Origin of the sequence: Reichenbachiella sp. 5M10, from assembly GCF_002742335.1 — a bacterium.
Lineage (GTDB): Bacteria > Bacteroidota > Bacteroidia > Cytophagales > Cyclobacteriaceae > Reichenbachiella.
The window spans coordinates 3,937,765-3,963,877 of record NZ_MDGR01000007.1; the positions used below are offsets into that span (position 1 = coordinate 3,937,765).

The 26,113-nt window shown below is 44.6% G+C and carries 21 protein-coding genes, 2 tRNA genes and 1 pseudogene; 12 read left to right on the forward strand and 12 right to left on the reverse strand.

Translation table 11 applies throughout. From position 1 onward, the window contains the following. Positions 1 to 42 precede the first annotated feature (42 nt). The 5 genes from BFP72_RS15990 to BFP72_RS16010 form a co-directional block, all read right to left on the reverse strand. Positions 43 to 786, reverse strand: a complete 744-nt coding sequence (locus BFP72_RS15990) for a GIN domain-containing protein (RefSeq protein ID WP_099600093.1) — start codon at positions 784 to 786, stop codon at positions 43 to 45. 289 nt (positions 787 to 1,075) lie between these two features. Further along, the gene (locus BFP72_RS15995; protein WP_143520103.1) at positions 1,076 to 1,525 is read right to left on the reverse strand and encodes a GreA/GreB family elongation factor; all 450 of its coding nucleotides are present in this window, start codon (positions 1,523 to 1,525) and stop codon (positions 1,076 to 1,078) included. Beyond that, positions 1,522 to 2,481 carry a hypothetical protein gene (locus BFP72_RS16000; RefSeq protein ID WP_099600095.1) on the reverse strand — a complete coding sequence of 320 codons (960 nt, stop codon included), beginning with the start codon at positions 2,479 to 2,481 and terminating at the stop codon, positions 1,522 to 1,524. The genes BFP72_RS15995 and BFP72_RS16000 overlap by 4 nt, the downstream gene beginning before the upstream one ends. Positions 2,482 to 2,652: 171 nt before the next feature. After that, positions 2,653 to 2,727 (reverse strand) — tRNA-Val (locus BFP72_RS16005). A gap of 142 nt (positions 2,728 to 2,869) precedes the next feature. Further along, positions 2,870 to 3,643: a bifunctional 2-polyprenyl-6-hydroxyphenol methylase/3-demethylubiquinol 3-O-methyltransferase UbiG gene (locus BFP72_RS16010; RefSeq protein WP_099600096.1), complete on the reverse strand. Its 774-nt coding sequence runs from the start codon at positions 3,641 to 3,643 to the stop codon at positions 2,870 to 2,872. A gap of 57 nt (positions 3,644 to 3,700) precedes the next feature. On the opposite strand from BFP72_RS16010, the gene BFP72_RS16015 reads away from it, so the two are divergent. Both BFP72_RS16015 and rlmB read left to right on the forward strand, forming a co-directional pair. Then, positions 3,701 to 4,885 carry a GWxTD domain-containing protein gene (locus BFP72_RS16015; protein WP_099600097.1) on the forward strand — a complete coding sequence of 395 codons (1,185 nt, stop codon included), beginning with the start codon at positions 3,701 to 3,703 and terminating at the stop codon, positions 4,883 to 4,885. Further along, the gene (gene rlmB / locus BFP72_RS16020) at positions 4,864 to 5,640 is read left to right on the forward strand and encodes a 23S rRNA (guanosine(2251)-2'-O)-methyltransferase RlmB (protein ID WP_099600098.1); all 777 of its coding nucleotides are present in this window, start codon (positions 4,864 to 4,866) and stop codon (positions 5,638 to 5,640) included. The genes BFP72_RS16015 and rlmB overlap by 22 nt, the downstream gene beginning before the upstream one ends. Before the next feature lie 4 nt (positions 5,641 to 5,644). Here the strand turns inward: rlmB and BFP72_RS16025 are convergent, their stop codons facing one another. After that, positions 5,645 to 6,721, reverse strand: coding sequence for a mannose-1-phosphate guanylyltransferase (locus BFP72_RS16025; RefSeq protein WP_099600099.1), 1,077 nt, complete (start codon positions 6,719 to 6,721; stop codon positions 5,645 to 5,647). Positions 6,722 to 6,898: 177 nt separating this feature from the next. Here BFP72_RS16025 and recQ point away from each other — a divergent pair, with 177 nt between their 5' ends. The 4 genes from recQ to BFP72_RS16045 all read left to right on the forward strand — a co-directional run bounded on the left by recQ (position 6,899) and on the right by BFP72_RS16045 (position 12,219). Beyond that, positions 6,899 to 9,082 (forward strand): DNA helicase RecQ, encoded by a 2,184-nt coding sequence (gene recQ, locus BFP72_RS16030; RefSeq protein WP_099600100.1) that lies wholly within the window; start codon positions 6,899 to 6,901, stop codon positions 9,080 to 9,082. An 82-nt stretch (positions 9,083 to 9,164) separates the two neighbouring features. Next, positions 9,165 to 10,448 (forward strand): phosphoribosylamine--glycine ligase, encoded by a 1,284-nt coding sequence (purD, locus tag BFP72_RS16035; protein WP_099600101.1) that lies wholly within the window; start codon positions 9,165 to 9,167, stop codon positions 10,446 to 10,448. Positions 10,449 to 10,528: 80 nt separating this feature from the next. Then, a complete protein-coding gene (locus BFP72_RS16040; protein ID WP_099600102.1) occupies positions 10,529 to 11,743 on the forward strand; it encodes a regulatory iron-sulfur-containing complex subunit RicT in 1,215 nt (404 codons plus the stop codon). Continuing rightward, entirely contained in the window at positions 11,740 to 12,219 is a 480-nt protein-coding gene (locus BFP72_RS16045) for a gliding motility lipoprotein GldH (RefSeq protein ID WP_099600103.1), read from the forward strand. Before BFP72_RS16040 ends, BFP72_RS16045 begins: the two co-directional genes overlap by 4 nt. A gap of 5 nt (positions 12,220 to 12,224) precedes the next feature. Here BFP72_RS16045 and BFP72_RS16050 read toward each other — a convergent pair whose 3' ends face one another. From BFP72_RS16050 to prfA, 4 genes are all read right to left on the reverse strand, one after another. Then, positions 12,225 to 16,250 carry an AAA domain-containing protein gene (locus tag BFP72_RS16050; RefSeq protein WP_099600104.1) on the reverse strand — a complete coding sequence of 1,342 codons (4,026 nt, stop codon included), beginning with the start codon at positions 16,248 to 16,250 and terminating at the stop codon, positions 12,225 to 12,227. A gap of 58 nt (positions 16,251 to 16,308) precedes the next feature. Further along, positions 16,309 to 17,196: a helix-hairpin-helix domain-containing protein gene (locus BFP72_RS16055; protein WP_099600105.1), complete on the reverse strand. Its 888-nt coding sequence runs from the start codon at positions 17,194 to 17,196 to the stop codon at positions 16,309 to 16,311. A gap of 82 nt (positions 17,197 to 17,278) precedes the next feature. Next, a complete protein-coding gene (locus BFP72_RS16060) occupies positions 17,279 to 18,676 on the reverse strand; it encodes a hypothetical protein (protein WP_099600106.1) in 1,398 nt (465 codons plus the stop codon). Between the two features lie 20 nt (positions 18,677 to 18,696). After that, positions 18,697 to 19,767 (reverse strand): peptide chain release factor 1, encoded by a 1,071-nt coding sequence (gene prfA / locus BFP72_RS16065; protein WP_099600107.1) that lies wholly within the window; start codon positions 19,765 to 19,767, stop codon positions 18,697 to 18,699. A 135-nt stretch (positions 19,768 to 19,902) separates the two neighbouring features. Here prfA and BFP72_RS16070 point away from each other — a divergent pair, with 135 nt between their 5' ends. Then, positions 19,903 to 20,466, forward strand: a complete 564-nt coding sequence (locus BFP72_RS16070; RefSeq protein ID WP_099600108.1) for a hypothetical protein — start codon at positions 19,903 to 19,905, stop codon at positions 20,464 to 20,466. Here BFP72_RS16070 and BFP72_RS16075 read toward each other — a convergent pair. Together BFP72_RS16075 and asnB are read right to left on the reverse strand one after the other, a co-directional pair. Then, positions 20,463 to 21,332, reverse strand: coding sequence for a universal stress protein (locus BFP72_RS16075; RefSeq protein WP_099600109.1), 870 nt, complete (start codon positions 21,330 to 21,332; stop codon positions 20,463 to 20,465). The genes BFP72_RS16070 and BFP72_RS16075 overlap by 4 nt on opposite strands. A gap of 68 nt (positions 21,333 to 21,400) precedes the next feature. Then, complete coding sequence (gene asnB / locus BFP72_RS16080) at positions 21,401 to 23,272, reverse strand: asparagine synthase (glutamine-hydrolyzing) (protein ID WP_099600110.1); 1,872 nt, start codon at positions 23,270 to 23,272, stop codon at positions 21,401 to 21,403. Between the two features lie 200 nt (positions 23,273 to 23,472). Between asnB and BFP72_RS16085 the strand changes: the two genes are divergently transcribed. The 5 genes and pseudogenes from BFP72_RS16085 to BFP72_RS16105 all read left to right on the forward strand — a co-directional run bounded on the left by BFP72_RS16085 (position 23,473) and on the right by BFP72_RS16105 (position 25,939). Then, positions 23,473 to 23,549: transfer RNA gene (locus tag BFP72_RS16085), tRNA-Ala, on the forward strand. A gap of 38 nt (positions 23,550 to 23,587) precedes the next feature. Next, entirely contained in the window at positions 23,588 to 24,157 is a 570-nt protein-coding gene (locus BFP72_RS16090; RefSeq protein ID WP_099600111.1) for a uracil-DNA glycosylase family protein, read from the forward strand. 48 nt (positions 24,158 to 24,205) lie between these two features. Next, on the forward strand, positions 24,206 to 24,589 hold the full coding sequence (locus tag BFP72_RS16095) for a nuclear transport factor 2 family protein (protein ID WP_099600112.1): 384 nt from the start codon (positions 24,206 to 24,208) through the stop codon (positions 24,587 to 24,589). 82 nt (positions 24,590 to 24,671) lie between these two features. Beyond that, positions 24,672 to 24,824 (forward strand): annotated as a pseudogene (locus BFP72_RS19470) (hypothetical protein); the annotation flags it as partial. A 668-nt stretch (positions 24,825 to 25,492) separates the two neighbouring features. Continuing rightward, positions 25,493 to 25,939: a KTSC domain-containing protein gene (locus BFP72_RS16105; protein WP_099600114.1), complete on the forward strand. Its 447-nt coding sequence runs from the start codon at positions 25,493 to 25,495 to the stop codon at positions 25,937 to 25,939. Positions 25,940 to 26,113 lie beyond the last annotated feature (174 nt).

The window sequence follows — 26,113 nt, forward strand, 5'->3', positions numbered from 1 at the left end:
ATACCCCAATAGAGAGCACCTTTTCTATGACATGCTCTACTCTCATTGATCCAACTTCTCTATCGTAGATCCACTAGTCAGATCGATAGCCTTAATCGTCGCATCTCCTGCATACTTTAGGACACTTGCCCCAGAGGCACTCAACCTGATTTCTTTGAGGATAGCCATTTCGGCCGTACTTCCTCCAGACAATATCACATTCGCCATATTCACTTCCAACCTAGCATCTTGAATACGGCTCCCTCCAGTCACTTCCACATCGATAGAATTGGCCTGGCCCTGTACTTCGAAATTGGAACCTCCTGTCACTTGAGCAATCATCGTACTTACCGAATCCACATTGGTTCGTAAAAAACTAGCTCCGGACAACTCAAAGGTCACATCGTCTCCATACATCACGTCACTAGCAGTCAAGCGTGAAGCACCTGATACGGAAATATATTCTATGGGCTTATTCGTATAGACTCGTGCTTTCAAAATAGTACGTCCACTAATGTTCGTCCCTTTATCCATTCGGATCACGAGACGCCCTTCTTCCTGAAATGCCTGGATATATTTGTGCAAATTCTCGTTGGATTCGATCAAGACATACTCATCACTATCCTCTGCATCAAAAATTTCTACATCAAAATCATTGGATACTTCCACTTCATGAAAATCCCCTACCGTAATTTCCTCTGTGGTGACTGTTGACGAAGCGTCAATTTCGTCATCACATGAAAACAAGCCCACTACCAATACCGTAGACAAAGCCCATCCTATTATTTGTTTCTTATATACATTCATCTCACTGGTGTTTTTCGATTAACTATTATGTGAGATGGAGGTAGACAAGAAGTATGCCATACTAAAAACAAGAATGGCATGAATACACGAAATAACGCTTTGAGATCTAGTCGATCAGAAGCAAAACAAAGGCGCTAAAACAAATATACCCAATTATGGGTATTGAACCTGGGAGGCATTATACCCACCTTTGAATTGTCATTAAACAACACCTAAACCTAGGTTTTAAAGATAATTTTTCTCGAATAAATGCTGCTGACGGTACCATGTTCATGGTGCCGTTACTTTTTTATTCCAACTCCAGAATCGTCTGAACCTGGCTCATCCACTCAAAATCATCTCCAGTGGTTTTACCCAAAATCAACTGCGCAATCGGAGACAAGGGTGATATGGCCATGACCTGTAGTGACCCTACTTTGACCAACCCCAAACCAACTGACAAAAAGAATATCCCCTTTTCTGTTCGAAGCAAAGTCCCTGATTCAACGGTCTGATTTCTTTTTTGGGGATCAATCGTTTTGAGCATCTTTTGCTGGTGCAAGAGTTCGGTGAGCTGCTTGGCGTACATGTCTCGCTCATTTTGACTCATGGCTCTCCCGGTCTCATATTTATCCCCTGCCGAAGACTTGGTTTCGTTATTGGCAGAGTCCTGTGCCGCTTTCATTCCTGATTGGGCAATCTCTATCTTTCCTGCCAGCATATCCATACAGGCGCGGTACACTTGTTCTTTCTTGGTCACTTTAATTCTATCTTCTCTACCCTGCCGTTGCTTCCAGCAGCCCATATACTTCCGTCCTGCCCTACATCTAGCGTATGATACCCGTCATAGTCCATCTTGTGCCAAACAAACCCTCCATCAGCCGACTGATAGCTCCCTCCTGGTCCCGTAGATACAACCATCTCGCAAGTCACAAAGCGAACCGAAGACTGATATACAGGAAAATTATCAGCAGGCACCCATACTTCTCCTCCATCCTCTGTCACCATCACATTGTCAATTCCCTCATGCTCTTTTGTATAATCCCCTCCTACGGCTACTCCATGTAGATCATCACAAAAATCCATTGAATAAATTCCTTGGCTGGATTCTCCTTGTATAAATGGCACATAAATCGGCTTCCACATTGTCAAACTCTTATTCGCTTTCAATACTCTCGCCATACGCCCTCCCGTACCATTCACAAAAAAATCATCTCCTAGGTACAAATGGCTCCCACTTCCAGAAAACCCTCCGATTTCACCTTGAGCCATCAACGGCAATTTGCTTGGGTTCACACGCTTCCATGTTTTTCCACCATTGGTTGTTTTAAGCACAAATAGCTTGCCATCTACCGGGTCTCCAGTCAATACACCATTTTTGGAATCAGAGAATGAAAATCCATTGAAAAAACCCTGTGGAAAACGATTGGCATATACAAGGTCCCAAGACTCCCCACCATCTTCGCTACGGTACAAGTTGGACTTAGTGCCCTCTCCTGCACTCATCACCACGATCTCTGTAGGAGTCAGTACTTCTACGTCTCTAAAATCCATGGTATCCGTGTCTGGGATTACTACTCTAGTCCATGTACTCCCGCCATCTGTGGTTTTGGCAAGCGTACCACCACTCCCTCCGACCCAGATAATATCTTGACTATACACCGATATACCCCGCAATGAAGCAGTCGAATCGACCACCGTTTGTGCTTGCGCCATGGAGAAAGAACATAAAAGAACTGCCAGCAATTGTTTCATCCTACAAATTAATGATTTTCAAAACGATTTTAGTCATCCCTGCTTTACAGAAACAAAACATTGAGATCCAAAGACAGGTAGGGTTAAAATAAAAATGCCAACCATCGAATAGTGGTTGGCAAAAGAAAGGTGTGGGACATACTGGATTCGAACCAGTGACCTCTGCCCTGTCAAGGCAGCGCTCTAAACCAGCTGAGCTAATACCCCATTTAGTTTCGGTAACCGAGCCGCAAATATCACCCAAACAATTTGAATAACAAATAGGGCAGCCCCAAAATAATAATTAATAGAAGCACATCTCCAAACTTCTTGTTGAGTGGACTATCTGGTTCAAATTGGCTTTAGTTGCTCACTTAGTCAAGACACAAAACAAATCTAAATTTTGATCCGACTCATCCGCCAAAAAATAATCATCATGGTGGATTTCAGCCACTAGGCCTGCATCTTGCCCTTGGAGCTTGTTTCGGTTGAATCGGTTGAGTATTTCATAAGGAATCCTCAACAGCTGTGCAGGTAATTTGTGCTGCAAATTGAAAACATCGAAGCGCATGATCCGATTGACAGAAGCCCTATTTTGCTCATGATAAGTCATCACTTTTTCGTTCCCCGCAATTCCTTTCATTTCCACCTTCGAAAAAACCCCCAGAGCCAATTCTTTCAGCTCGGTACTGGTGTATTCGCGAATGTGCCATGGGTTTCTCGAAAGCGACATTTTAATGTTGGGAGTGGTAATGATCGCTATTCCTCCTGGTCTAAGCACACGATGAATCTCCTCCAAGAAAAGCTTATCATTTTGAATATGCTCAATGACTTGAAAACTAATCACCACATCAAAGCTGTCCGAAGCGACCCCATCGAAAGGCGGAAAAACTGCTTGACGAAAATCCACTCCTGTGTACTTCTCCTTCAGCACGTCAATCACCTCTTGTATCTTATCCAAAGCTACATATTCTTCCGCTTGTGGTGAGAGCAATTCTATCCCTCTCCCTTCTCCACATCCGGGCTCGAGCACCTTGCCTGACACGAAAGGCATGGCTTCATAATAAGCCTTCAATAGGCGCTGATGTATCGGGTTGTCCGAAACAATTTTGTCCGAAGCTATTTCTGTTGTGAATGTCGACATCCAGCAAAACTAAAGTATTAATGATCTCAAAACATGAAAAAATCATATATTTAGAGCATGCCAATAGCCAAACATCTGACTCTCTTTTTTCTAGTCCTCACTCCACTCCTCTCCCAAGGAATCGATCTTTCTAAAATGGACTACAGTCCATACTATAAAAAATCAGGCGTGCGATTCAGTTACCAAATCGCCAAACAAGACACACTACACCGTATCATCCTCTCGGCACGATACAAAAGAAACTCAGGGAGAGACCAGCTTGAAAATTTCCGCTTGCTCTCTCAAGAGAAATTCACCTCGTCCAAACATCGTGTACTTACTTCTACAGTTTCAAAATCACATAGGTTAGTCCTCGGAGAATCTCACGACCTGACGGTGCACATCCCTCAGACCCACAATTACCTTATCATTGCTTTCGACTACCACGACAAGTCCTACTATTTTGACCTCCCCGTTCATGCAGCCTGCGACATACCATTGGCCAGCTTCGTCTTGACTCCACAAGACACTACCTCGATCTTGGACGTCATGACTACTGGTGACACCATTGAGATTGTCAGTCTCGACAACTCCCCGCTCTTTCACTTGTATGAGTACCATGACGCCTTCAGTCATGCTTTGCCTCCTATGGCTACTCGTCCGCCAGACTCTGCTGCCAATAGTCTCGAAATACACCAGTACTCTACAATTCCATCTACTTTTGCTCTCTCGCTTGAAAACACCTTGTACTTCGTACAAAAGGATTCTAGCTCAAACAGAGGACAATCCTGCCTGAGCCAAATCGTAGGATTCCCTAACCTCAAAACCATCGAAGACATCGTCCAACCTCTCGTCTACATCTGCACACGTGAAGAATATCAAAACATCCTCTCCGCAGAAAACCGCAAAAAGGCCTTTGAGGACTTTTGGTTAAAGATCATTCCCTCCAAAAAAAAGGCCTCTGAGACTATCAAAAAATACTACGACCGGATCGAAGAAGCCAATACCTTGTTTACCACCTACAAAACAGGGTGGAAAACAGATCCAGGCATGATCTATACGGTATATGGACCTCCGGACCAAGTAAGCCGAAGTGAACAGGAAGAAATTTGGAAATATCAACGCTTTGAGGGGGAGATTAGCTTTACTTTTGCCAAACAAGTTAATTTATTCACTCAACATCACTATGTGCTCATTCGAGCCATGGAGTATTCGGGTGTCTGGTATAGCGAAATAAAAAAATGGAGAACAGGAAATTCATAACCTACAAAAAGCCCTCAGCACCCAAAGATGAAAACATGATCTTCGGCACCCGTGCTGTGATTGAAACAATCAAAGCTGGCAAAACAATTGACAAATTGTTTCTCCAAAAAGGAATTGACAATGAGCTTGTCAAAGAGTTGCTATCCCTTGTCCGTGGGACCATGATTAGTATCGCTCGGGTACCTGCCGAAAAACTCGATCGCTTCACTAAAAAAAATCATCAAGGAGTTGTCGCTTTTATCTCTCCAGTCGATTTTGTAGCTCTTCACAATATCGTGGCGACCAGCTATGAAAACGGACTCGCTCCGCTCGTCTTGATCCTCGACCGAATCACTGATGTACGCAACTTTGGAGCCATCTGTCGGACAGCCGAATGTGCAGGTGTCAATGGAATCGTAGTACCGTCCAAAGGTGGCGCAGCAATCAACAGTGATGCGGTCAAAACCTCTGCAGGTGCGATGAACTACCTCTCTATCGCTAAGGAAAATAACCTTCTAGAATCCATAAAGTACCTCAAGGATAGTGGTTTTCAAGTCATTGCCTGTACAGAAAAGTCTGACCAGCTAATTTATGAATCAGATTTGAGCATCCCTACAGCTATCATCATGGGATCTGAAGAAGACGGTATTTCGGATGAGTTATTAGAAGCAGCAGACCTCAAACTCAAAATCCCAATCATAGGCAGTATCCAATCCCTCAACGTATCTGTAGCAGCTGGAGTCGTATTGTTTGAGAGTATGAGACAAAGAGGTTAAAGTACTATAAGTACTTCTCTCCCTTTTCTGTTTTTACTTGAGCTACATACTCTCTAAACTTACCCTCGTTATCTTTTTTGCAAACAATCAGTACATCTTTGAAATCCCCTACTAGATAGCCATCAAGATTATCCAGCACCACCAGTCTACCCGATTCACTTTTGATGATCGAGTCCTTGCAGTCAAAAACCATAACCTCACCATCGATGACATTCTCCGATTCATCTTTCTCTCGAGCCTCGTGCAAAGAGTTCCAAGTACCCAAATCCGACCAATCGAAATCCCCCTCAATGACATGTACATTAGAGGATTTTTCTAAAATACCATAATCGATAGAAATGTTTTGACAAGAAGGGTACACACGGTTGATGAAATCTTGTTCGTCCGCGGTATAGTACACACTACTCCCCTCTTCGAAAGTATCAGCTATGTCTGGTAAAAAGGCCGAAAAGGCATCCGTAATAGTCTCGGTAGACCAGACAAAAATTCCCGCATTCCATACAAAATCTCCGCTTTCCAAAAATGTTTTGGCTAGTTCAAGTTCGGGCTTTTCCGTAAAAGTTTTGACAGGCTTGACAGCCCCTTCACTCTTTTCGATGTATTGAATATACCCATATCCCGTCTCGGGCCGGGTAGGCTTGATTCCTACTGTGACAATCTTGTCCGTATCGGTCGCGGCATCTATCGCCACAGTGGCTACTCGGCTAAATCGCTCCTCTTGAAGCACCACATGATCTGCTGGCGTCACTACCATCACAGCTTTGGGATCCTTCTTATGAATCTTATATGCAGCATAGGCAATGCAAGGGGCAGTATTTCGGCGCTTAGGCTCACATAGAATTTGATCCTCAGACAGTTCCGGCAATTGCTCTTTGACTAAGTCTGCATAGTCATGGTTTGTAACTACGATTATATTATCTTTGTTTGAAACTGACAAAAACCTCTCGTAGGTCATTTGCAATAGCGACTTCCCTATACCCATGACGTCAATGAATTGTTTGGGTCTTGAGTTTCTACTGTAAGGCCAAAATCTGCTTCCAACCCCACCAGCCATTATGACGATGTGTACGTTTGCGTTCATGAGTTAAATCCGTTTTCTTAAACGCAAATATACCAGTCACGTATTAATGAGTCTCTGAAAGACAAATTATTTTATTGGAATAGAGTTTAATAATTGTTAACCCAAACATAATTGACCCTAGATTGACCAAACCACGTCGATTTTAGTTAAATTATGAATGACAAATAGTGAAGACAAATGGTTGTTAATCAGGAGGAACTGCTTCGTGAGCAACTGAAAGAGACTTTCGGATTCAGTAATTTCCGAGGGAATCAGGCAGAAATCATCAAAAACATCATGAGTGGCCGAAACACGTTTGTGTTGATGCCAACGGGTGCTGGCAAATCATTGTGCTACCAACTCCCTGCGATCATACAAGAGGGTACAGCGATAGTCATCTCTCCCCTCATTGCTCTGATGAAAAATCAGGTAGATCAGTTGAATGCTTTTGGGATCAATGCCCAGTTTTTGAATTCGACGCTCAACAAGACCGAAATCAAACGCGTCAAAAAAGAAACACTAGCTGGAGAAATCAAGCTCCTATATGTCGCTCCAGAATCTCTCACCAAAGAGGAAAATGTGGCGTTTTTGAGTCAAGCCAAAATATCCTTCGTAGCGATAGACGAAGCGCACTGCATTTCAGAATGGGGACATGATTTCCGTCCAGAATATAGACGTATCAAATCCATCGTCGAACAGCTTGGTTCTATCCCCGTGATAGCACTCACTGCCACTGCGACACCAAAGGTCCAGCTTGACATCCAAAAAAACCTACAAATGGAGGATGCCGATGTTTTCAAATCCTCGTTTAACAGGCAAAACCTTTATTACGAGATTCGCCCCAAAGTGGATGTCAAGAAGCAGCTCATACGCTTCGTCAAAGAACACAAAAACAAATCTGGTGTCATCTATTGCTTGAGTCGCAAAAAAGTAGAAGAAATCGCAGAGTTGCTGAAAGTCAATGACATCAATGCAGCACCCTATCATGCCGGTCTAGACGCCTCTGTCCGAATGAAAAATCAAGATGACTTCCTCAACGAGGATGTCGACGTAATCGTAGCAACAATCGCTTTTGGGATGGGAATTGACAAGCCAGATGTCCGTTTCGTGATTCACTATGACACTCCCAAGTCACTAGAAGGTTATTACCAAGAAACAGGAAGGGCCGGCCGTGATGGACTAGAAGGTAAGTGCATCATGTTTTACAGCCTTGACGACATCATCAAACTAGAAAAATTCAACAAAGACAAACCTGTCACCGAACGAGAAAACGCCAAATTGCTCTTGGAGGAAATGTCTTCTTATGCAGAATCATCCGTCTGCCGCCGACGACAACTCCTACATTATTTTGGCGAAGAATATACGGACTCTGACTGTACAGACAAGGGGCTCTGTGACAACTGTTCGCATCCCAAAGAGCTTTTTGAAGGACAGGAATTTATCAAACATGCGATTGACATTGCTCTCAAAACAGAAGAGCGCTTTGGTATCAAGCATATCGTAGATGTAGCCAGAGGTATCGAGAGCCAGTATGTCAAAAGCTATGATCACAACACTCTCGATGTATTTGGAGTGGGCAGCAGTGAGACAGAGGTGTTTTGGAGGTCAGTCGTAAGACAAACGCTCATCAATGAATTTCTAGAAAAAGACATTGAAAACATAGGGGTACTCAAAGTCACTGCCAAGGGACATGATTTCTTAAACACTCCCTACTCCATCGAGCTATCCAAAGACCATGACTACATGGTAGAAGAACTAGAAAGCAAAGAAGAGCCTGCAGGCAAGGCTCACGACGCTGAGCTTTTCGAATTGCTCAAAAACTTGCGAAAAAAAGTCGCCAAACAAAAAAACCTTCCGCCCTATGTCATCTTTCAGGACCCATCGCTAGAAGAAATGGCCACTACTTATCCTACCAGCAACGAAGATTTGGCCCAAATCAACGGAGTAGGTATGGGTAAGGTGATGAAATTTGGAAAGCCATTCATAGATCTCATTTCCACGTATGTGAGCGACAATGACCTCACGACGGCCTCAGATGTTGTCATCAAGTCAGCCGTCAACAAATCCAAAATCAAGATATTCTTGATCCAGCAAATTGACCGAAAAGTGGATTTGGAAGAAATAGCAGAAATCAAAAACATGTCCTTTGACAAAGTACTTGACGAGATCGAGCATATCTGCTTCTCAGGCACCAAATTGAACTTGGACTACTATATCGATTCGTTCATTGATGAAGATCGTCAGGATGATCTTTTGGACTACTTCCTTACTGCTGACACTGATGATTTGGAGGTCGCCATGGATGAGCTCGAAGATGATGGGTACTCCGAAGATGAAGTGAGGTTGATGCGTATTAAGTTCATCTCCGAATATGCCAATTAAATCTTTGTAATAATCGGCACGTCTAGTCTCCGATAAGTTATTTCAATTAATTTTGTGGCATTGATACAAAGAAACATAGAATATGAATGTACTTGTCATAGGAGCTGGAGGCAGAGAACACACACTAATCTGGAAGATCAAACAAAGTCCACTTTGTGGTCAAGTCTATGCTGCACCCGGCAATGCAGGCACACAAGATCTTGCCACCAACTTGCCATATGGCGTCAATGATTTTGAAAAAATAGGTCAAGCTGTACTAGAACACAACATTGAACTCGTAGTAGTTGGACCAGAAGAGCCACTCGTCAAGGGCATTCGAAACTATTTTGCCACTACCGAAGCTCTCCAAGACATCCTCCTCGTAGGGCCTGACGAGACGGGCGCTCGATTGGAAGGCAGCAAAGACTTCTCCAAGGAGTTCATGCAGCGACATGGAGTCCCCACTGCGGGATCCAAAACCATCACAAAAGACAACATCGCAGAGGGAAAGGCATTCCTCAAAGAAGTAGAGGCACCTTATGTCCTCAAAGCCGATGGACTCGCCGCAGGCAAAGGCGTCATCATTACAGAAGACATCCAAGAAGCAGAAAACACACTCGATGAAATGCTCGCGGGCAAATTTGGCGAGGCAAGTAGCAAAGTCCTCATCGAAGAATATCTTCACGGTATTGAACTGTCGGTTTTTGTACTGACCGATGGCAAAGACTATCTTATCCTACCCGAAGCAAAGGACTACAAGCGTATCGGCGAAGGCGATACTGGCCCTAATACAGGTGGAATGGGCGCTGTCTCTCCTGTACCTTTCGCAGATGCAGCTTTCATGAAAAATGTCGAAGAAAAAGTCATCAAACCTACCGTCGAAGGCTTAGAAAAAGACAACATCGACTATGTCGGTTTCATCTTCATCGGACTGATGAATAAAGACGGTGAGCCTAATGTCATCGAATACAATGTACGCATGGGTGACCCAGAAACAGAAGCTGTATTGCCACGCATCAAATCTGATCTGCTCCAGCACCTCATTGCCGCTGGGAAAAAAGAACTCAAAAACGAAAAAATCGAAATCGGTAACGAAACGGCTACCACAGTAGTCGCCGTATCTGCAGGATATCCGGGTTCGTACCCCAAGGGGCTACCAATCTCGGGAATCGACTCTGTGACCGAAGGCATCATATTCCATGCAGGGACTATACCAGAAGGAAATGCCATTTTGACCAATGGAGGACGAGTATTGACTTCTACTGCTCTAGGCAGCTCTATTCAAGACGCTCTCGACCTATCCTATGCTAACCTAAACAAGATCCAATGGGAAGGAATGAATTACAGAAAAGATATCGGTCAAGATCTCCTAAAATACATTTCATAACTTCTCGTAGCATCAGTGATCGACCCTATCCATATCATCGTATTTCTTGATTATATTTAGGGCTTTCTAAAGAAATATATATGTCAGGATGTAGTTCATGTGGAGTGCTCACTGCCGCTGACGGAAGCGTCAAAGGCTGTCAGAGCAATGGAGGGTGTAGTAGCGGTGGCTGCAACAAGATGAACGTATTTGATTGGCTATCCAACATGGATATGCCGACCGTAGACCGCTTTGACATCTTAGAGATTCGGTTCAAAAATGGACGAAAGGAGTTTCATCGCAACAGCAACGACTTGGACCTCTACCCAGGCGATGCAGTCGTTGTGGATGTGCCCAATGGGCATCACGTAGGATACGTGTCTCTCCAAGGCGAACTCGTACGGCTCCAGATGCAAAAGAAAAAAGTCAAAAACGATGACGACATTCGAAGCATCTACAGACTAGCTACCGAAAAGGATTTGGAAAAGTTTGAATCGGTAAAAAAACGTGAGAACCCCACTTTGTTTAGGACCCGAGAGATCATCAACAGTCTCAAACTCAACATGAAGTTGACAGACATTGAGTACCAAGCGGACAATTCAAAAGCAACCTTTTATTACTCAGCAGACGAAAGGGTAGATTTTAGGGAATTGATCAAGCAACTCGCCTCTGAATTTAAGATTCGCGTGGAGATGCGCCAAATCAGTCTCCGGCAAGAGGCCAGCCGCCTAGGAGGAATTGGCTCATGCGGTCGTGAGCTATGTTGTTCGACTTGGCTATCTGAGTTCAAAAGTGTCTCGACCTCTGCCGCACGCTACCAAAACCTATCTCTCAACCCCAGCAAACTCTCTGGGCAATGTGGTCGCCTCAAGTGCTGCCTCAACTACGAACTTGACACCTATATGGATGCGCTCAAGGACATACCAAAAGTAGAAAAGGGACTCTTGACACAAAAAGGCGAAGCTAGGCTACAAAAAACTGACATCTTTCGCAAGATCATGTGGTTTGGGTATAAAAATGACAATGCATGGATCGCACTCGATACGGCTCGCGTGGTAGAAGTACAAAAAATGAATGCGCAAGGCAAAACCCCAGAGACTCTCATCGAAGACATCAAAGGGGGAGAGCGTGCTGAGTTTCAATCACTCAATAGTGATTTGGAGCAAATGGACAAAAAATACACGAAGAAGTCCAAGCCGAAAAATGCCAACAGAAAAAGGCGAAACAAAAAAAGAAAGGGACCTAACAACCCTCAGCAGGCTCAAAACGAGAACAAGAAACCTAACCCTCAAAAAAAGAAACCCAATAAGTCATGAAAACTCGCCTTATATCTCTTGCCGTAGCTCTTGGCTGCCTACTCCTGTGGTCCTGTACTGATGATGTAGTCATCAACCAAAACCAAGATATCAGCCAAGGTATTTGGCACGTAGACTCCTTGGCCTCTTTTACTTTTGAGATCCCAGATTCGACCAACCAATACAACATCTCCTATCACGTTCGCAATGCAGTCAATTACCCGTTTTACAACCTGTATGTGACCTATTATCTCGAAGACTCAGCTGCCAACATTTTGGATTCAAAGCTTCAAGAACTTATTTTATTTGACAAAAAAAGTGGCCAACCACTTGGCGAAGGAATGGGAGATCTCTTCGACAATGAAATCCTAGTTTTCAAAAACAAAAAATTTGATTACAGCGGCACTTACACCTTCAAGATCAAGCAATTTATGAGAATGGAAGAACTCCCTGGCATCATGTCCTTCGGTCTCAAAGTGCAACAAACAGAACTGTAACACGACTACTCTTTGATGTTTCGGGAGATGAGTCTATTGATTCGCTCTTTGACGTGCTGCGGGTCCATCCAGAGCTGCCTACTATATACTCTAGTAAACGGCCACTTCTTTTGGCGAAGTGTAAAGTCTCGGTAGACATGCGCATCTTTGACCGATACAGACTGATGATAATACATATCGTCAGTGATCACTGCTCCAGCATAATCCTCTCCTTCTTTGATTGTCAGATCAATGTCGGGAAACTCCTCGACAAGATCAATGTTCTCAAAATGCTCATAGCCCAATTTGGCAATTCGGCTTTTCAAATACCACTCCTGAGTATGCCCAGTGTCCGAAGAATCATACTTGATCAGCTTGCCCTCAGACACCTGATGTGCATATTCGAGATACTTTTTGAGAAGCTTCGGCCCCTCATTTTTACTATCTTCCACACGGAGCTGCTGCGGCAATATACTTGACACGAGATAGATTTTCTCACGCGAACGAGTCACCGCCACGTTGAGGCGATTTTCTCCCCCTTCGGCATTGAGACTACCAAACTGCATGTTTAGCTTGCCCGATGCATCTGGCGCATATACTGTCGAAAAGATGATCACATCCTTTTCATCCCCTTGAATATTTTCAATGTTTTTGACAATCAGTGTCTCTGGGATCAAGAAATTATGATCCATGGCATACTTCTCGAGGTACTCCATAATGTAGAGTTGTTGCCGTGCATTGAAAGTCACTATTCCTATTTCCAAAGAAGGGCGCTCTTCCAATAGCCTCTTGACCAACCTCACGACATGTACCGCTTCGATATGATTATGATTCTTCTCCCACACCCCATCGACCTTCATATATTCGATGGCCACTTGGTGTTGATTGACCTCTTCAAAATCTGGCAGCATTTTTAGACGCTTGTCGTAGAAGTGCTCATTAGAAAAACGGATAAGATCTACACTTTTGCTGCGATAGTGACCATTGAGCTGCACCTGCATGATGTGCTGTGACGCCAGATTCAGCAACGAATCATAATCCAACTCTGGCAATTCCTCTTCGTTTTCTTCTTCCCAACGAATCTGGTAGAGATCATTGGGTTTGAGCTGCTTGTCATCTCCTGCGATCACCACTTGCTTGCCTCGATACATCGCTGGCAATCCTTTTTCCACAAAACACTGAGAAGCTTCGTCAAAAATCACAAGATCAAACATCTTTTCCATCGGAAAAATCGCGGACACCGATTCGGGAGAAGCCAGCCAGCACGGCATCAAATCAAATATCTCCCTAGGAAAACTCGCAATCAACTTTCGCACAGGCCATATTCTTCGCTTCTTGGTCACCTGATGATACAAGTCTCGATACGTCACCATGTTATTGAGACGGTTGTATTCGGCATTTTTGTACACTCGCTCGCGTGCTTTGATCAGTAAGATTTCATTGCTGATTCGAAGTTTTTCTCGCACACACTCCTGCAATTCGGACTGCATATCCTCTAGCTTGTTGGAGCTGACAGCACGCAGTATCGGATACTTTAGTTCGATATGCTCTATCCATGCGAGTTTGAGTGAATTCAAAAACATACCCTCCCATTCGTCCTCCTCTACGTTCGAATCCTTGAGTTTCTCGATGATACTTTTTTCCTCCACAGACAGCGTATCGGTCAGCTTATCAAACTCACATAAGGAATCAAAATCCTTCTTGAGCGTTGACAACAAAAAGTCCGTTTCCATTTGCTTGGAAAAAATCTCCCGCATCTGAGGAATAGAGAAGTATTCCAACCAATTGCTGAGCTTATCTGCGATAGGCTCCAGTGCAGTCACTAGCTTTTTGAGCTTCGTCGTATATGTAATCTCATCATGGGTCTCGACGGAGATATAATCTCTCAACGGCCTGACGCCATTGAGCAAATCTCTCGCTTCGATCGCCTGCTTTTGATAAAAAAACCAGTTCTGTACATTGATGCGGTCATAGACTTCTGGTAGCCGATTGAGCCCTTCTCTGCTTTTGAACTGGGACAGATTATGTTCGAGATTGAGACGATTGTCCACCATGGTCACCAATGTGGAAAAATCTTCCTTGTTGTTTTTGAGTTGGTTCGCTACCAACACCCGCGTGATGAATATTTTATCCTTGGAAAAAAACTTCCATAAAAACCACTTGAAGATATTCTCACGTGCACTGATCCCACGCTCTAACACCTCCTGGAATCTCCCCAACTCTGCGCTTTGCAGAGACAATTCTGGGCCCTTTCCTTTAAAGAATTGCATCGTATTTTTCTCTACCTCGACCACTTCCTTCTTTGTGATCGGCCGATGACCTATTTTATGCAATTTCAAGACTCCATGGTAGACCAACTGCTCATTCAGCAACTCTGACAAGTGTGACAAGTCCTCCCGCTTATCGATAATCTCTACAGCATCTTCGAATTTCAATTTCTTTCCCACAGCCTTCTCTGTGACCGTCTCCAATACATGGATATAGCTATGCATCTCCTCCAGGTGCTTGGTAATCATGGACAAGTCCGACACAGTATATGCTGCAAACGATAGCCGTTTGTACCACGCATAGCCTTCGTTGAGAAAATGGCTCGCATAGCGACTATAGGTTCTTATTTTTTTGACAAAATCATCGACATCATCAAATTGAAAACGACGATACTCTTGATTGAGGGCAAAAAACCCTTCGTGTGGGTTGGATGTGAGGTAGAGCTCTTTGACCGAAAGCCCACATTCTGACTCATCAAACAAGGCGTCCTTAAACTCCTCCAGCTCCTCCTCTAACTGATCAATGCGCCGACTCGTTTTGAGGAAGTTTCTCTCTATTTGCAGCGCATCCAGTGAGTTATTCATCCCACTGTAGTCATTGAGTCTATTGACTTGCCCCTCGAGTTGTTCGTAGATTGGCTTCCTGTCATTCTTAAAATCATGCAAGAGCCCGATGAAATCATTCAGCTGCTTTTCTTTCAACCGCTCAAACACCACATCCAATGCAGCACGCTTTTGGCTCACGACCAGTACGTTTTTGCCCCGAGCGATGTAATCCGCCACGAGGTTACAAATCAATTGAGATTTACCAGTACCCGGAGGCCCTTGTACGACTGCAGAGTTTCCCTTTTTGATGGCTTTGATCGCGTTTTCTTGGTAAGCATCCATTTTGAAGGGAGTGAAAGTCTGGTCCTCCTTCACCCGTTTCAAAAACCGGTAGTAGGAAGAAGACCCTTTTTCTTCGTCCTCCTCATCCAGGTTCCTCTCCAAGAAAAAATCCTCCAGCGAGGCATATTTATCCTCCTCAAGGAGAGTCATGTAGTCTGGCACAAGATAGGAACCCGCCTGTGGGAAAATCCCTAAAACTGCCTCAGGAAACAACTTGAGCTCCCCCTCGTTTTCAGAGGACTCCATGTCTGTCTTTTTGTAGTGAGCGAAAGCTCTAAGTTCATCCTTAAAATTGTCCTGATTGAAATTCACCTCCATGTTGTGCTTCTTGAGCAGCTCATAGAGATCCGTACGAAAACCAGTGCTCTCTCTGTCAAAATCATCAAATACTCGCTCCAATAAGTTCTCGTCCAAAGGCAGTGTATTGTAAAAAGCATAAGCCAATACAAAAGATTTGTTGAGCGTGATATTCACATCCTTGCGAAACTGGAGATACCACTGCTGATCATCAGACTCTAGTGTCACAGGAAAAAACATCAACGGACACCGTACCAAAGTCCCATCGTTGAATTTTCCCTTGATGAAAGGCCACCCCACATACAAATCACGAACTCCCCTTTCCTCAAACAAGAGGTGATCGATACGTTTCATTTTTTTTAGACGTGTCGAGAGTTTGTTGCTGTCTTGGTCTCTACTATCCTGTATGCTACACAGCGGTATCTTGGTTTTTCGCGCCATCACCCCATCCATTATCTTAAAGGACGGCTCATTGAGTGCAAAGTCAAAATCATGGATATCAATGAATTGATCAGCCAGCAATTTGAGTAGCAACAGCGAACGATTGTTGCCTGACAGATTGGTCAATCGGCGTAGGTATGATTTTAGAATCTCTTGCATAAGTATTGTTGAGTTTCTAAAATAGTGAAGTGCTTTGACTTTCCATGCGAATCATACCTTAATCTGAAATTTTTAGATAGGGCCTGATTTTAGAATACTCCTCCTCCTTCAGTATCACAATCTTTTTGATGTCATCGAGCAGTTCATAGTCTCCGTGCTGCTCTCTATACTTGACCACAGCATGCGCCAATTTGAATCGAATGTATGGGTGAGCAGCTAGCTCATCCACAGTTGCTGTATTCACATTGATTTGTCGCAAAGGCACTGGATCAAAGCTCGTGTGAGTAAGGATCAAATCCGCGACACTGTCCTTCATATAGTAAATCTCGTAGACCTGCATTCGATCCACAAACCCACCTAGCTTTTCACGATAGTCTACCACAGATCGTGACCAGTAGGACCCGATCCCACGAATCGATTGGAGCTGTGTCGTATCCGCAGTACTCAGGTTGTACACTTCTCTCTTCTGAGGCTCACGCAGCTTGCTTTCCTTTCGATAAACCTCCTCGGTCGGCCCCTTTGGTCTGGAAGGTTCCGCCCACTGAGCCTTTGGCTTTTCCCGAACGGGGAAAACCATGTAGTCAAAGTACGCTTTGACCAAAGCCGTGTCTATCCCATAAATCTTCATGACATCCTCCTTTTGCCTAAACTGCCCTCCTTTGTCTCGATAGCGAATGATTCGTTCGGCAATCTTCGGCTTGAATCCCCTATCCCTCCATTGCGCTCCATCGATATGGTTCGGATCGAACCGCTCTGTGTTCATTGCTAACACTTCCTCCTCTGCGCTGATACGGGCACGCAATTGTTCTTTCCACTCGGCAAGTAGTCTAGCATCCTCTTCATCCATCGTAGGGTGACTGGCTAGCCAATACGCTTTGTAAAGCTGTGGCACAAATAACATGAACAGCGTAACGGGAATGAGTACGAACAAACCTCTGATTTCCATACTGGAAAAGCCGAAGTATCTCCGTAGAAATGTAGCAAATGGGTTGGTCACATACTAAAAATAGGAATTCCCTATCAAAAACCTAAGGCAAAGAATCTTTTCTTTCGTACGCTCCCAAATCCGGGAGCATATCTCTCCGTGTACCCAGCAGATCAAACTGTATCGTAGACACTATGCCTATATCTCTGGCGTTGGCCAATGAGTCCAACTGATAATTGTAAAAGGCCGGAGCGTAGAAACCTGGGAAATTGGATTCTTGACTGATCGTATTGCCGAGTGTCACCCAGTCCTCGTTGGCCGAGCGGATGATGTTGTCATGCAGTTCCACGGATACATTAGCCTGCCCAGACACCGACAGCTGTAGTTCTTCCTTTTCTTCTCCCCAGATGATCGAATTGGTGAATACCACCTCCAAGTCCTCGAGCAATGCCGAGCCATCCGATAGTTGGATATTGTCAGAAAACACGACCGAGGGATTGTCTCTCGTGTACAGTGAGGGAGCATTACTAAACGTACAATGCTCATATGTATAATTGCCTCCCAGGTAGTTACCAACCAACTCTGACTGACAGTTAAACACCTCCGTGTTGTACGCATATATGTCTGAACTAAACGCCAATATTCCTGAAGAAGACATGTGTCCAATACTAGTATTGGAGACGACCAAGTCATACACATCATCCTCATCGGGGCTGCCTACCCTGAGTCCAATCACCCCATTGCGTATCTCGGCATGATCGATGATATTGTCCTTGCTCCCCTCGAGAAACAAGATCGCATTCCACTGTCCTGGTGCTACTTCATATCTGGCATCAAAACGGGTGTTTCGGATGATTATCTTGTCTTCCACTGTCCCGAGTGCTTGCAGTGTACCTGCCACCGCCAAGGCCGAATTGTTGTCGATCAAGATCCGTGCCCCTGGCTCAACAGTCAGTGTACATCCTGCTGCTACCAACACAGTATCATACAACACATAGGGTTTGCCTGATGTCCAAACCGCATCGCACTCGATGACTTCTCGATCCAGAAAGATCGCATCTTGTCCCCAAGCTACGAGCTTGATATCCGAGGAGTTCTGGTTATACTCGATGATGACAGAATCCTTGACCAAATACGGTAGACTTTCATCCTCTGGATCAATCCTCACATCCACCAGTACCAGTAAGCTATCTTTCCCGAATATCACTTCGCCTGAAAATGAATCTCCCCTCACTCCGTTGACCGTCAGCATATAGGGCGAATCTGTACTACCCAAAGCCAATCTCTTGATTTCGATTGCCTTGTCATGGGGGTTGACTATCCGAAAGCGACGTGTGATACTGCCCACACTGGTGAGGAGTGTATCAAAACGTACTGTGTCTTGTGAGAATTCCAGTTTAGAGGATGTATTGGTAGAGATCTCTTCGTACACCGGATCACAGGACTGGACCAATACCCATCCCAAAATCAGCGCGACAATAGAAACCTTTGTTTTCACCATTTGCAGTTTTAGCACAAGCGTTACATCTCCCCGTCTTTGAGCTTGGTTGCATTTTCGGCGATACGTAACTCTTCGATGAAATTGCCAATCTCTCCATCCATGACCGTCGGTAGATTGTGCTGTGAGTAGCCTATACGATGATCTGTCACCCGCCCTTGCGCATAGTTATAGGTACGGATCTTATCTGAGCGGTCACCACTACCCACCATGGATTTACGCTGAGCACCCACTTCGTCGTTGTGCTTTTTGAGCTCGATATCGTAGATTCTACCGCGCAATACCTTGAGAGCCTTCTCCAGGTTCTTGATTTGACTTTTTTCGTCCTGACAAGATACGACGAGTCCAGTAGGAAGGTGAGTCAAACGTATGGCCGAATAGGTCGTATTGACCGACTGTCCCCCTGGCCCACTCGAGCAGAACGTGTCCTTCCGTACGTCATTCATATCGATCTGTACATCTACCTCCTCCATCTCCGGCAGTACTGCTACGGTAGCAGCTGAGGTGTGCACCCTGCCTTGGGTCTCCGTAGCTGGCACTCTCTGTACCCGATGTACACCCGATTCGAATTTCATCTTGCCATAGACGTCCTCTCCTGTGACCATACTGATTATCTCTTTATAACCTCCAGAGGTCCCTTCGGTCAAGTCCATCACGTTGAGTTTCCAACCTTGCTTCTCCGCATAGCGCTGATACATACGAAACAAGTCTCCTGCAAAAATCGCTGCTTCGTCACCTCCAGCTCCCGCTCGGATTTCCAAAATCGAGTTCTTGTCATCATTCGGATCTTTTGGGATCAGCATCTCTTTGAGTGTCTCTTCCAGCTTCTCTTTCTGTGGCTCCAGTTCGTCAAGCTCCATCTTGGCCATCTCCCTAAACTCAGGATCCTTTTCGGTTTCGAGTATCTCCTTAGAATTTTTGAGATTTTCTAGTACCGTGCTGTACTCATCATACTTCTTGACAATCTTCTCCAGGTCCTTGTACTCCTTGCTCAGTTTCGAGTAATTGGACATATCACTCATCGCTTCAGGCTGTACGATCAGCTGTCCCACCTCTTCAAATCTGTGCTTTATTTCTTCTAACTTGTCAATCATATACTCGTATTTTCTACAAAACTAATGAATGGAATTGGTCTAAAAAATCTTAAATACGTTGCTATCTTCAAGAGACGTGTCGATCGCTCTCCCAAAATCAAGATTTCAATTAAATTGCCGACAAAATATTGTTACATGAAAAGTCCCCTTTTACTCTTCTTCCTTACTCTCTCCGTCACACTGCCGTCTTGTCTTTCTCAAGAAGAAATCGTCTCTACAGATGACGCCCAATTGTCTTTGGTGGACTCCCTCATGGCACTACAAAAAGAAGCATTGGTCGGTGTATCTATCGACAAAAAAGCAGAAATCAACGGCACCCAAGAATCTCTACACATCACAGCTGATTCCTCCTTTCTTGTTTCTGAGTTCAAATTGCTGTTCAGCAAAAATTTTGGTGCCGTCTTCACCAACGGGGCCTATCACAAAACCGCCTCAGACCAAACGACTACCTACAACCGAAAAGAAGGTGAAAATGCAGGGCCTCTACAACTTGACCTCACATTTGATCACCAAGGCCGCCTGGCCTCACTCAAAATCATCGAAACCAGGGACAACTACCTGTATCAAATGCAGAATACTGGACGCTATCTCTTCGACCCTATCACGGGGATCATAAAACACTATGAATTAGCCGGAACTCAAAAAATCATTGGCCTAGACCCCAACGTGTACACTATCCGTGGTACACTGAGCCTCTAGATTTTGAGCAAAGCATCAAAAAACCCTAAGCTTTCTTCTTTGTCTTTGACCACCAAACACGGGATATCCTTGTCATAGCGCACCAAACTCACCGCAGTACTCCCGATCAGCATAGAAGCGGCTTTCGTACGGCCAGTCGAAGCGATGATAATCAAGTCTGCCTCCCTTTCCTTGGCCAATGCGTAGATGTTGTCAGACGGATCATGGTCTTCGTCTAGCGTATAAACTACCTCAAGCTGGCTTGCATCCAACTTATTGACCGACATAAATGTCTCAAATTCCTTGATCCGGTTTTTGTGCATAATTTCCGCAAACTCCTCGTAGGTTTTGCCTGTACTGCCATAGCCCATTGGCACATAATACACATGCTGCAGAATGATTTCAATATCGTTGTGCTCTTTGATACGCAATGCCGCATTGATAGAGCGAAGCGAACTCTCCGAAAAGTCCAACGGAATCATCACTCGACTGATTTCATAGTGATTGGTCACTGGCACCAACAGTACCGAACATAGAGAGCCATTGAGCACCTTGGTGGCATTCACTCCCGATGATATAGACTTGGGTTTGATCCCCATGAGTATGATGTCTATTTCTTTGAGACGATCCCACCCCAAAATATGATGTGCCCCTGTTCCTTGGATGATCACCACTTCTTTTTCACAATCCAAACTAAAGAGCTTGTTGACTTTGTCTTCCAGTGCTTTTTGAAGTCCCGAATCTACATTGGTCTCTGCTACATGGATAAATGTCGTTTTGGTGGCCTTGTCTGAAAAAAAGCCCGCCATCACCGAGCTATACTCGAGCAGGGAGTCATCCAAATTGGTACCATCCAAACAAACTAATATATTCTTAAGATTGCGCATTCAAGTATTCTTTTTTGTACGAAATAAAATTAAAGCAAATTCAATGGATAACAAGTTAGAGCTAGACTTTAAAAGTACTTTTCATACCAATTCTGAAAAATATACAAAGCCCAAACTTGCGCATGGCTATCCCCAGGGTTGGACGAATACAATTGTGTTCTGAGCTGGGTCAATTCTTTCCATTCAAACATCCCTTGTGCTTCGATCCTATCACGATCAAACAGCGTACGGTTCAGATCAGGTGCCAAAGAGGTTTTCAACCAATCAAGCAGTGGCATTTCGAACCCCTTTTTGGGTCGCTGATACAGCTCCGCAGGCAAAATATCTCGAAAAGTATCCTGTAAGAGGCGTTTGCGCATTTTACCATTTATTTTGTACTCCATCGGCAAGCCATGAACCCACTCTACCAACTCGTGATCCAGGAACGGCACACGGACTTCTAGGCTAGTCGCCATAGACATCAGGTCGACTTTTTTGAGCATGTCGTTGGGCAAGACGAAGTGAGTGTCACCCATCAGCATGTCATTGATGTTTTGATAATTCGCAAGCGGGCTCATCCATTGTGCATAGTGGCTATCCTGCTGCTGAGGCGAGCGCATCATACGCTGAGCATACTCCTGATCTGCCAGAGTGGCCAAAAACCAATAACGTTCCTGAGGGCCAAGTTTTTTCGCCCGATCAAACCGAAGTACCTGACGCATGATGTTGGACCATTTGCCTGACCGTGACTGAGGCATGAGTTCTGCCAAGGGGCGAGCGGCAGACACCAATCTACCAAACAGTCCATCCTCCTCCATCTTGTACCAAGCAGCGTGCTTGTTGTAACCCGAAAAAATCTCATCTGCTCCGTCTCCAGACAAGGCCACTGTCACATGTTCGCGTGTTTTCTTGCTCAATATATACACCGGTAGAGCCGACGAATCTGCAAAGGGTTCGTCAATGTGATCCACAAAATCTCCCATATAGGAGAGCATCTCCTCATTGCTCAATTTGAATGTCGTATGATGGCTCCCGCACTTCTGCGCGACCAGCTCGGCGTACTTTGTCTCGTCAAAAAAAGGGTTGTCTTGAAACCCAATTGAAAAAGTCGATAAATGCTCCGTATGCCTAGCGGCCAAACTGGCTATCACACTGCTGTCAATCCCTCCACTGAGAAAAGTCCCCAGCGGCACATCCGCTATCATGCGTTTTTTTACCGATGCCTCCAATCGCTCAGCCAATTCCTTTTTAGCCTCCTCATAACTCAAATCCTGACGCACTTTAGAACGAACCAGCTCATAATAAGTACTGATCTCAGCTACTCCGTTTCGGATTTCAATATACTCACCTGGCATGAGTTTTTTGACCCCTGAGATCATTGTCAGCGGTGCAGGTGTATAGTTGAGCTGCAAATAATAATGCAACGCCTGCTGATCAATCGATGACTCAATGTCAAACGCCAATAGAGATTGCATCTCAGAAGCGAACAGCAATTTGGAGTCATCCTGCCAATACAACAACGGTTTGATCCCCATGCGATCCCGTGCGATAAAAAGAGACCTCTCAAGCGTGTCATAGATGGCCAAAGCAAAAAAACCGTTGAGGCGATCGAGACAAGACTTCCCTTCGTGCGCATAGAGATGCATGATCACCTCGGTATCGGTATCGGAGTGAAACTGGACTCCTTTGGCGATGAGTTCTTGACGCAGCTCTCGAAAATTAAAAATCTCTCCGTTGAACACCATCACATAGCGACCCTCCATGATCTGCATAGGCTGATGTCCATGCTCACTTGTATCCAAGATGGATAAGCGACGATGACCTAATCCTACCGAATGATCGCTCCATGTAGCGTGATGATCTGGTCCGCGGTGTGCGATCCGCTCCGTGGCCTCCTGCAGACGGGACATCCCCTGTCTACCTTCTTCATCAAATGCCCATATACCTGTAACACCACACATGTCAATTCAAAATGATTCGATGCAATAATAATGAATGATCCGCGAGGACAAACCATGATTCAAACGAGCTTTTGTCAATTCCTTCAGTAGGAAAGTCTTTAATATGGAAGAAATTGAAAAATAAAGATATATTTGCGACCTGCTTGGGAGCATGCTTTCTAGATTTGGTTTCAAATCACGGAGTATACCCACCCCAACGAGGGGAATTAGCTCAGTTGGCTAGAGCGCTACGCTGGCAGCGTAGAGGTCATCGGTTCGAATCCGATATTCTCCACCAAAGGAAGTCTATATGGCTTCCTTTTTTTATATTCGGTCATGGACGCTCTTCTCTCCGACATCAAGAATTGTACACTGTGTGAACCACACTTGCCTACAGGAGTACGTCCCGTGCTGAGTGCTCATTCTCAAAGTAAAATTGTCATCATCGGACAAGCGCCAGGCAGAGCCGTACATCAATCAGGTATACCATGGGACGACCAAAGCGGAGATAACCTTAGGCAATGGTTGGGGATAGACAAAACTATTTTCTACGATCCAGAGCAGATTGCATTGATACCCATGGGGTTCTGCTACCCCGGCACTGGCGAGTCTGGCGATCTCCCGCCTAGAAAAGAATGTGCTCCACTATGGCACGACGTGATATGGAAAGAAATGACAAACGTGAAAACAACCCTACTCATCGGTCAATATGCCCAGCGATACTATCTCGGTCAAGAGGTTAAAAAATCCCTGACCGAAACGGTCAAGAACTATCAAGAGTATATGCCGAAGTATTTTGTCTTGCCACACCCTTCGCCGCGCAACAATATCTGGAGAGCGAAGAATCCATGGTTTGACCAACAAGTCTTGCCCGTTCTCAGGGAAAAAATTCATCAAATCATGTAAGCAACGGAACCAAAATACTACGGTAAACCTTTATTCTCAAAAAGCGACATGTCCCATTTACTAGAGGCCAACAAAGCCAACGCCATCGCATTCTACCAAATGGCCTATGAAGGCAACCCACGCAAAGCCACCGAACAATACGTGGGAGAACAATACAAGCAACACAACCCAGCTGTAGGAGACGGCAAAGAGGCCTTCATCTCCTACTTCGAAAAAATGCACGCCGAATACCCAGACAAGTCCATCGAATTCGTCCGCACCATAGCCGAAGGAGATTTGGTCGCGCTACATACACACCAGGTCTGGCCTGATGACGACCAATATGTCACCATGGACTTTTTTCGCTTTGACGAGCATGGCAAAATCGTCGAGCACTGGGATGCAATCCAACAAATCCCTAGAGTCTCTGCAAATGGGAATACGATGTACTAGTCAATTCGAAAATGAATGTTTTTTCCGACTTTATAATCTGAATCACGTAGCTTCCACAGACTCTTTATGAAGTGTCTGTTTGTTGTCATCAAATGATTTCGACCTGTGCACTATAGACTCAGCAAATCAAACAAGCATAAAAAAAGAAACCATCAGTATCCATGGAGGGTATGCAAACGAACCCACTACAAAATCTGTAGCTGTACCGATTTACCAAACTGTAGCATACGAATTTGACAATACCCAGCACGGGCAGTGCAGCAGCCAACTACGCCATTCTAAATATCGACGATATACTCGCTGATTTAGATCAGGCCTTTGCGACAATCAAATAATCCCCCTAATAACTGTCCTCCTCTGTATCGAAAACGCATTTCGCCACAGAGGTTTTTCCTTTTTAAAAAGTTCTAGCTTCCCCCAATGGTTTTGAAAGGTTGCGCAACAAATAGGTAAACGTTGTACAACAACACCTCTGAGCTTGCGCAACCATTGCCCTGAGCTTGCGCAAGCTCAGGGCAATGGTTGCGCAAGCTTTGGTGCGAGGTAAGGGTACTTCATGAAAACAGCCCTTTACTCTCGCGAAATATCCTATTCACCCTTTTTGGATCAGTTGGTATGTCGGGGATAAAAATCAGTATGCGACATTGTGCATTCGAGATTCATTATTCCAATCATTTAAATATTACCTCAAAGACTCATAGTAGGTGATTGTTTTATAAAAAACAATCACGAAGTGATCCCTTTTCTTTCAAGACCTGAGCTGAAAACATTAATAGAGTTTTATGATGCTAATTCTAGCAATAAAAGAACTGATTCAAAGGTATTTAGGTTGGATTTAGATTTTCTGATGCATTATGAGGGTTTAATCACTAGCTTTGCGGCTGGATAGAAAAAAAGCCCCATATGAAGCGCGTCAACGAGTATCGAAAACTGTATAATGTAGCTCCAGACACTGATCTGAAGCAACTCAAAACGACCTATAGAAATCTGGTCAAAGAATGGCACCCAGACAAGTTCCAAGATGAAACTGAGAAGGCTGCTGCTGAGCTCAAAAGTCAGCAAATCATCGATGCGTACCACTTTCTTGTGAGCATCGCACCAGAAACCAAAGAGGCCAATCTCGCCGAATACACGGTCACGACTACCGAATCTGGCATAGCAGACTTCAAGCACAAAGGGCTGCTGCTAGAGGTCTCGTTCATGGATGGCACGACCTACGAATACTTTGGGGTCAACAAAAACATGTATGCCAAGCTAGTCAACGCAGACAAGCCCTACCGCTTTGCCAAACGAAACATCTTCAATTCCTACCTTTACAGAAAGTCTAAGAAAGACCAGATACAGGACTAAGGCGTTCTTCTAGAGATTGAAAACACCACATCCCATGGGCTCACGCCCATGGGATTTTTTGTTGGTAGAAAGGGGCTGTGTATCACAAACCAACACCAAACATGAGGGCACTAACCTTTTCGCTACCCATCCGAAAATTCTCCATACAGCAAAATGGGGCTTTTCTAAACCCAT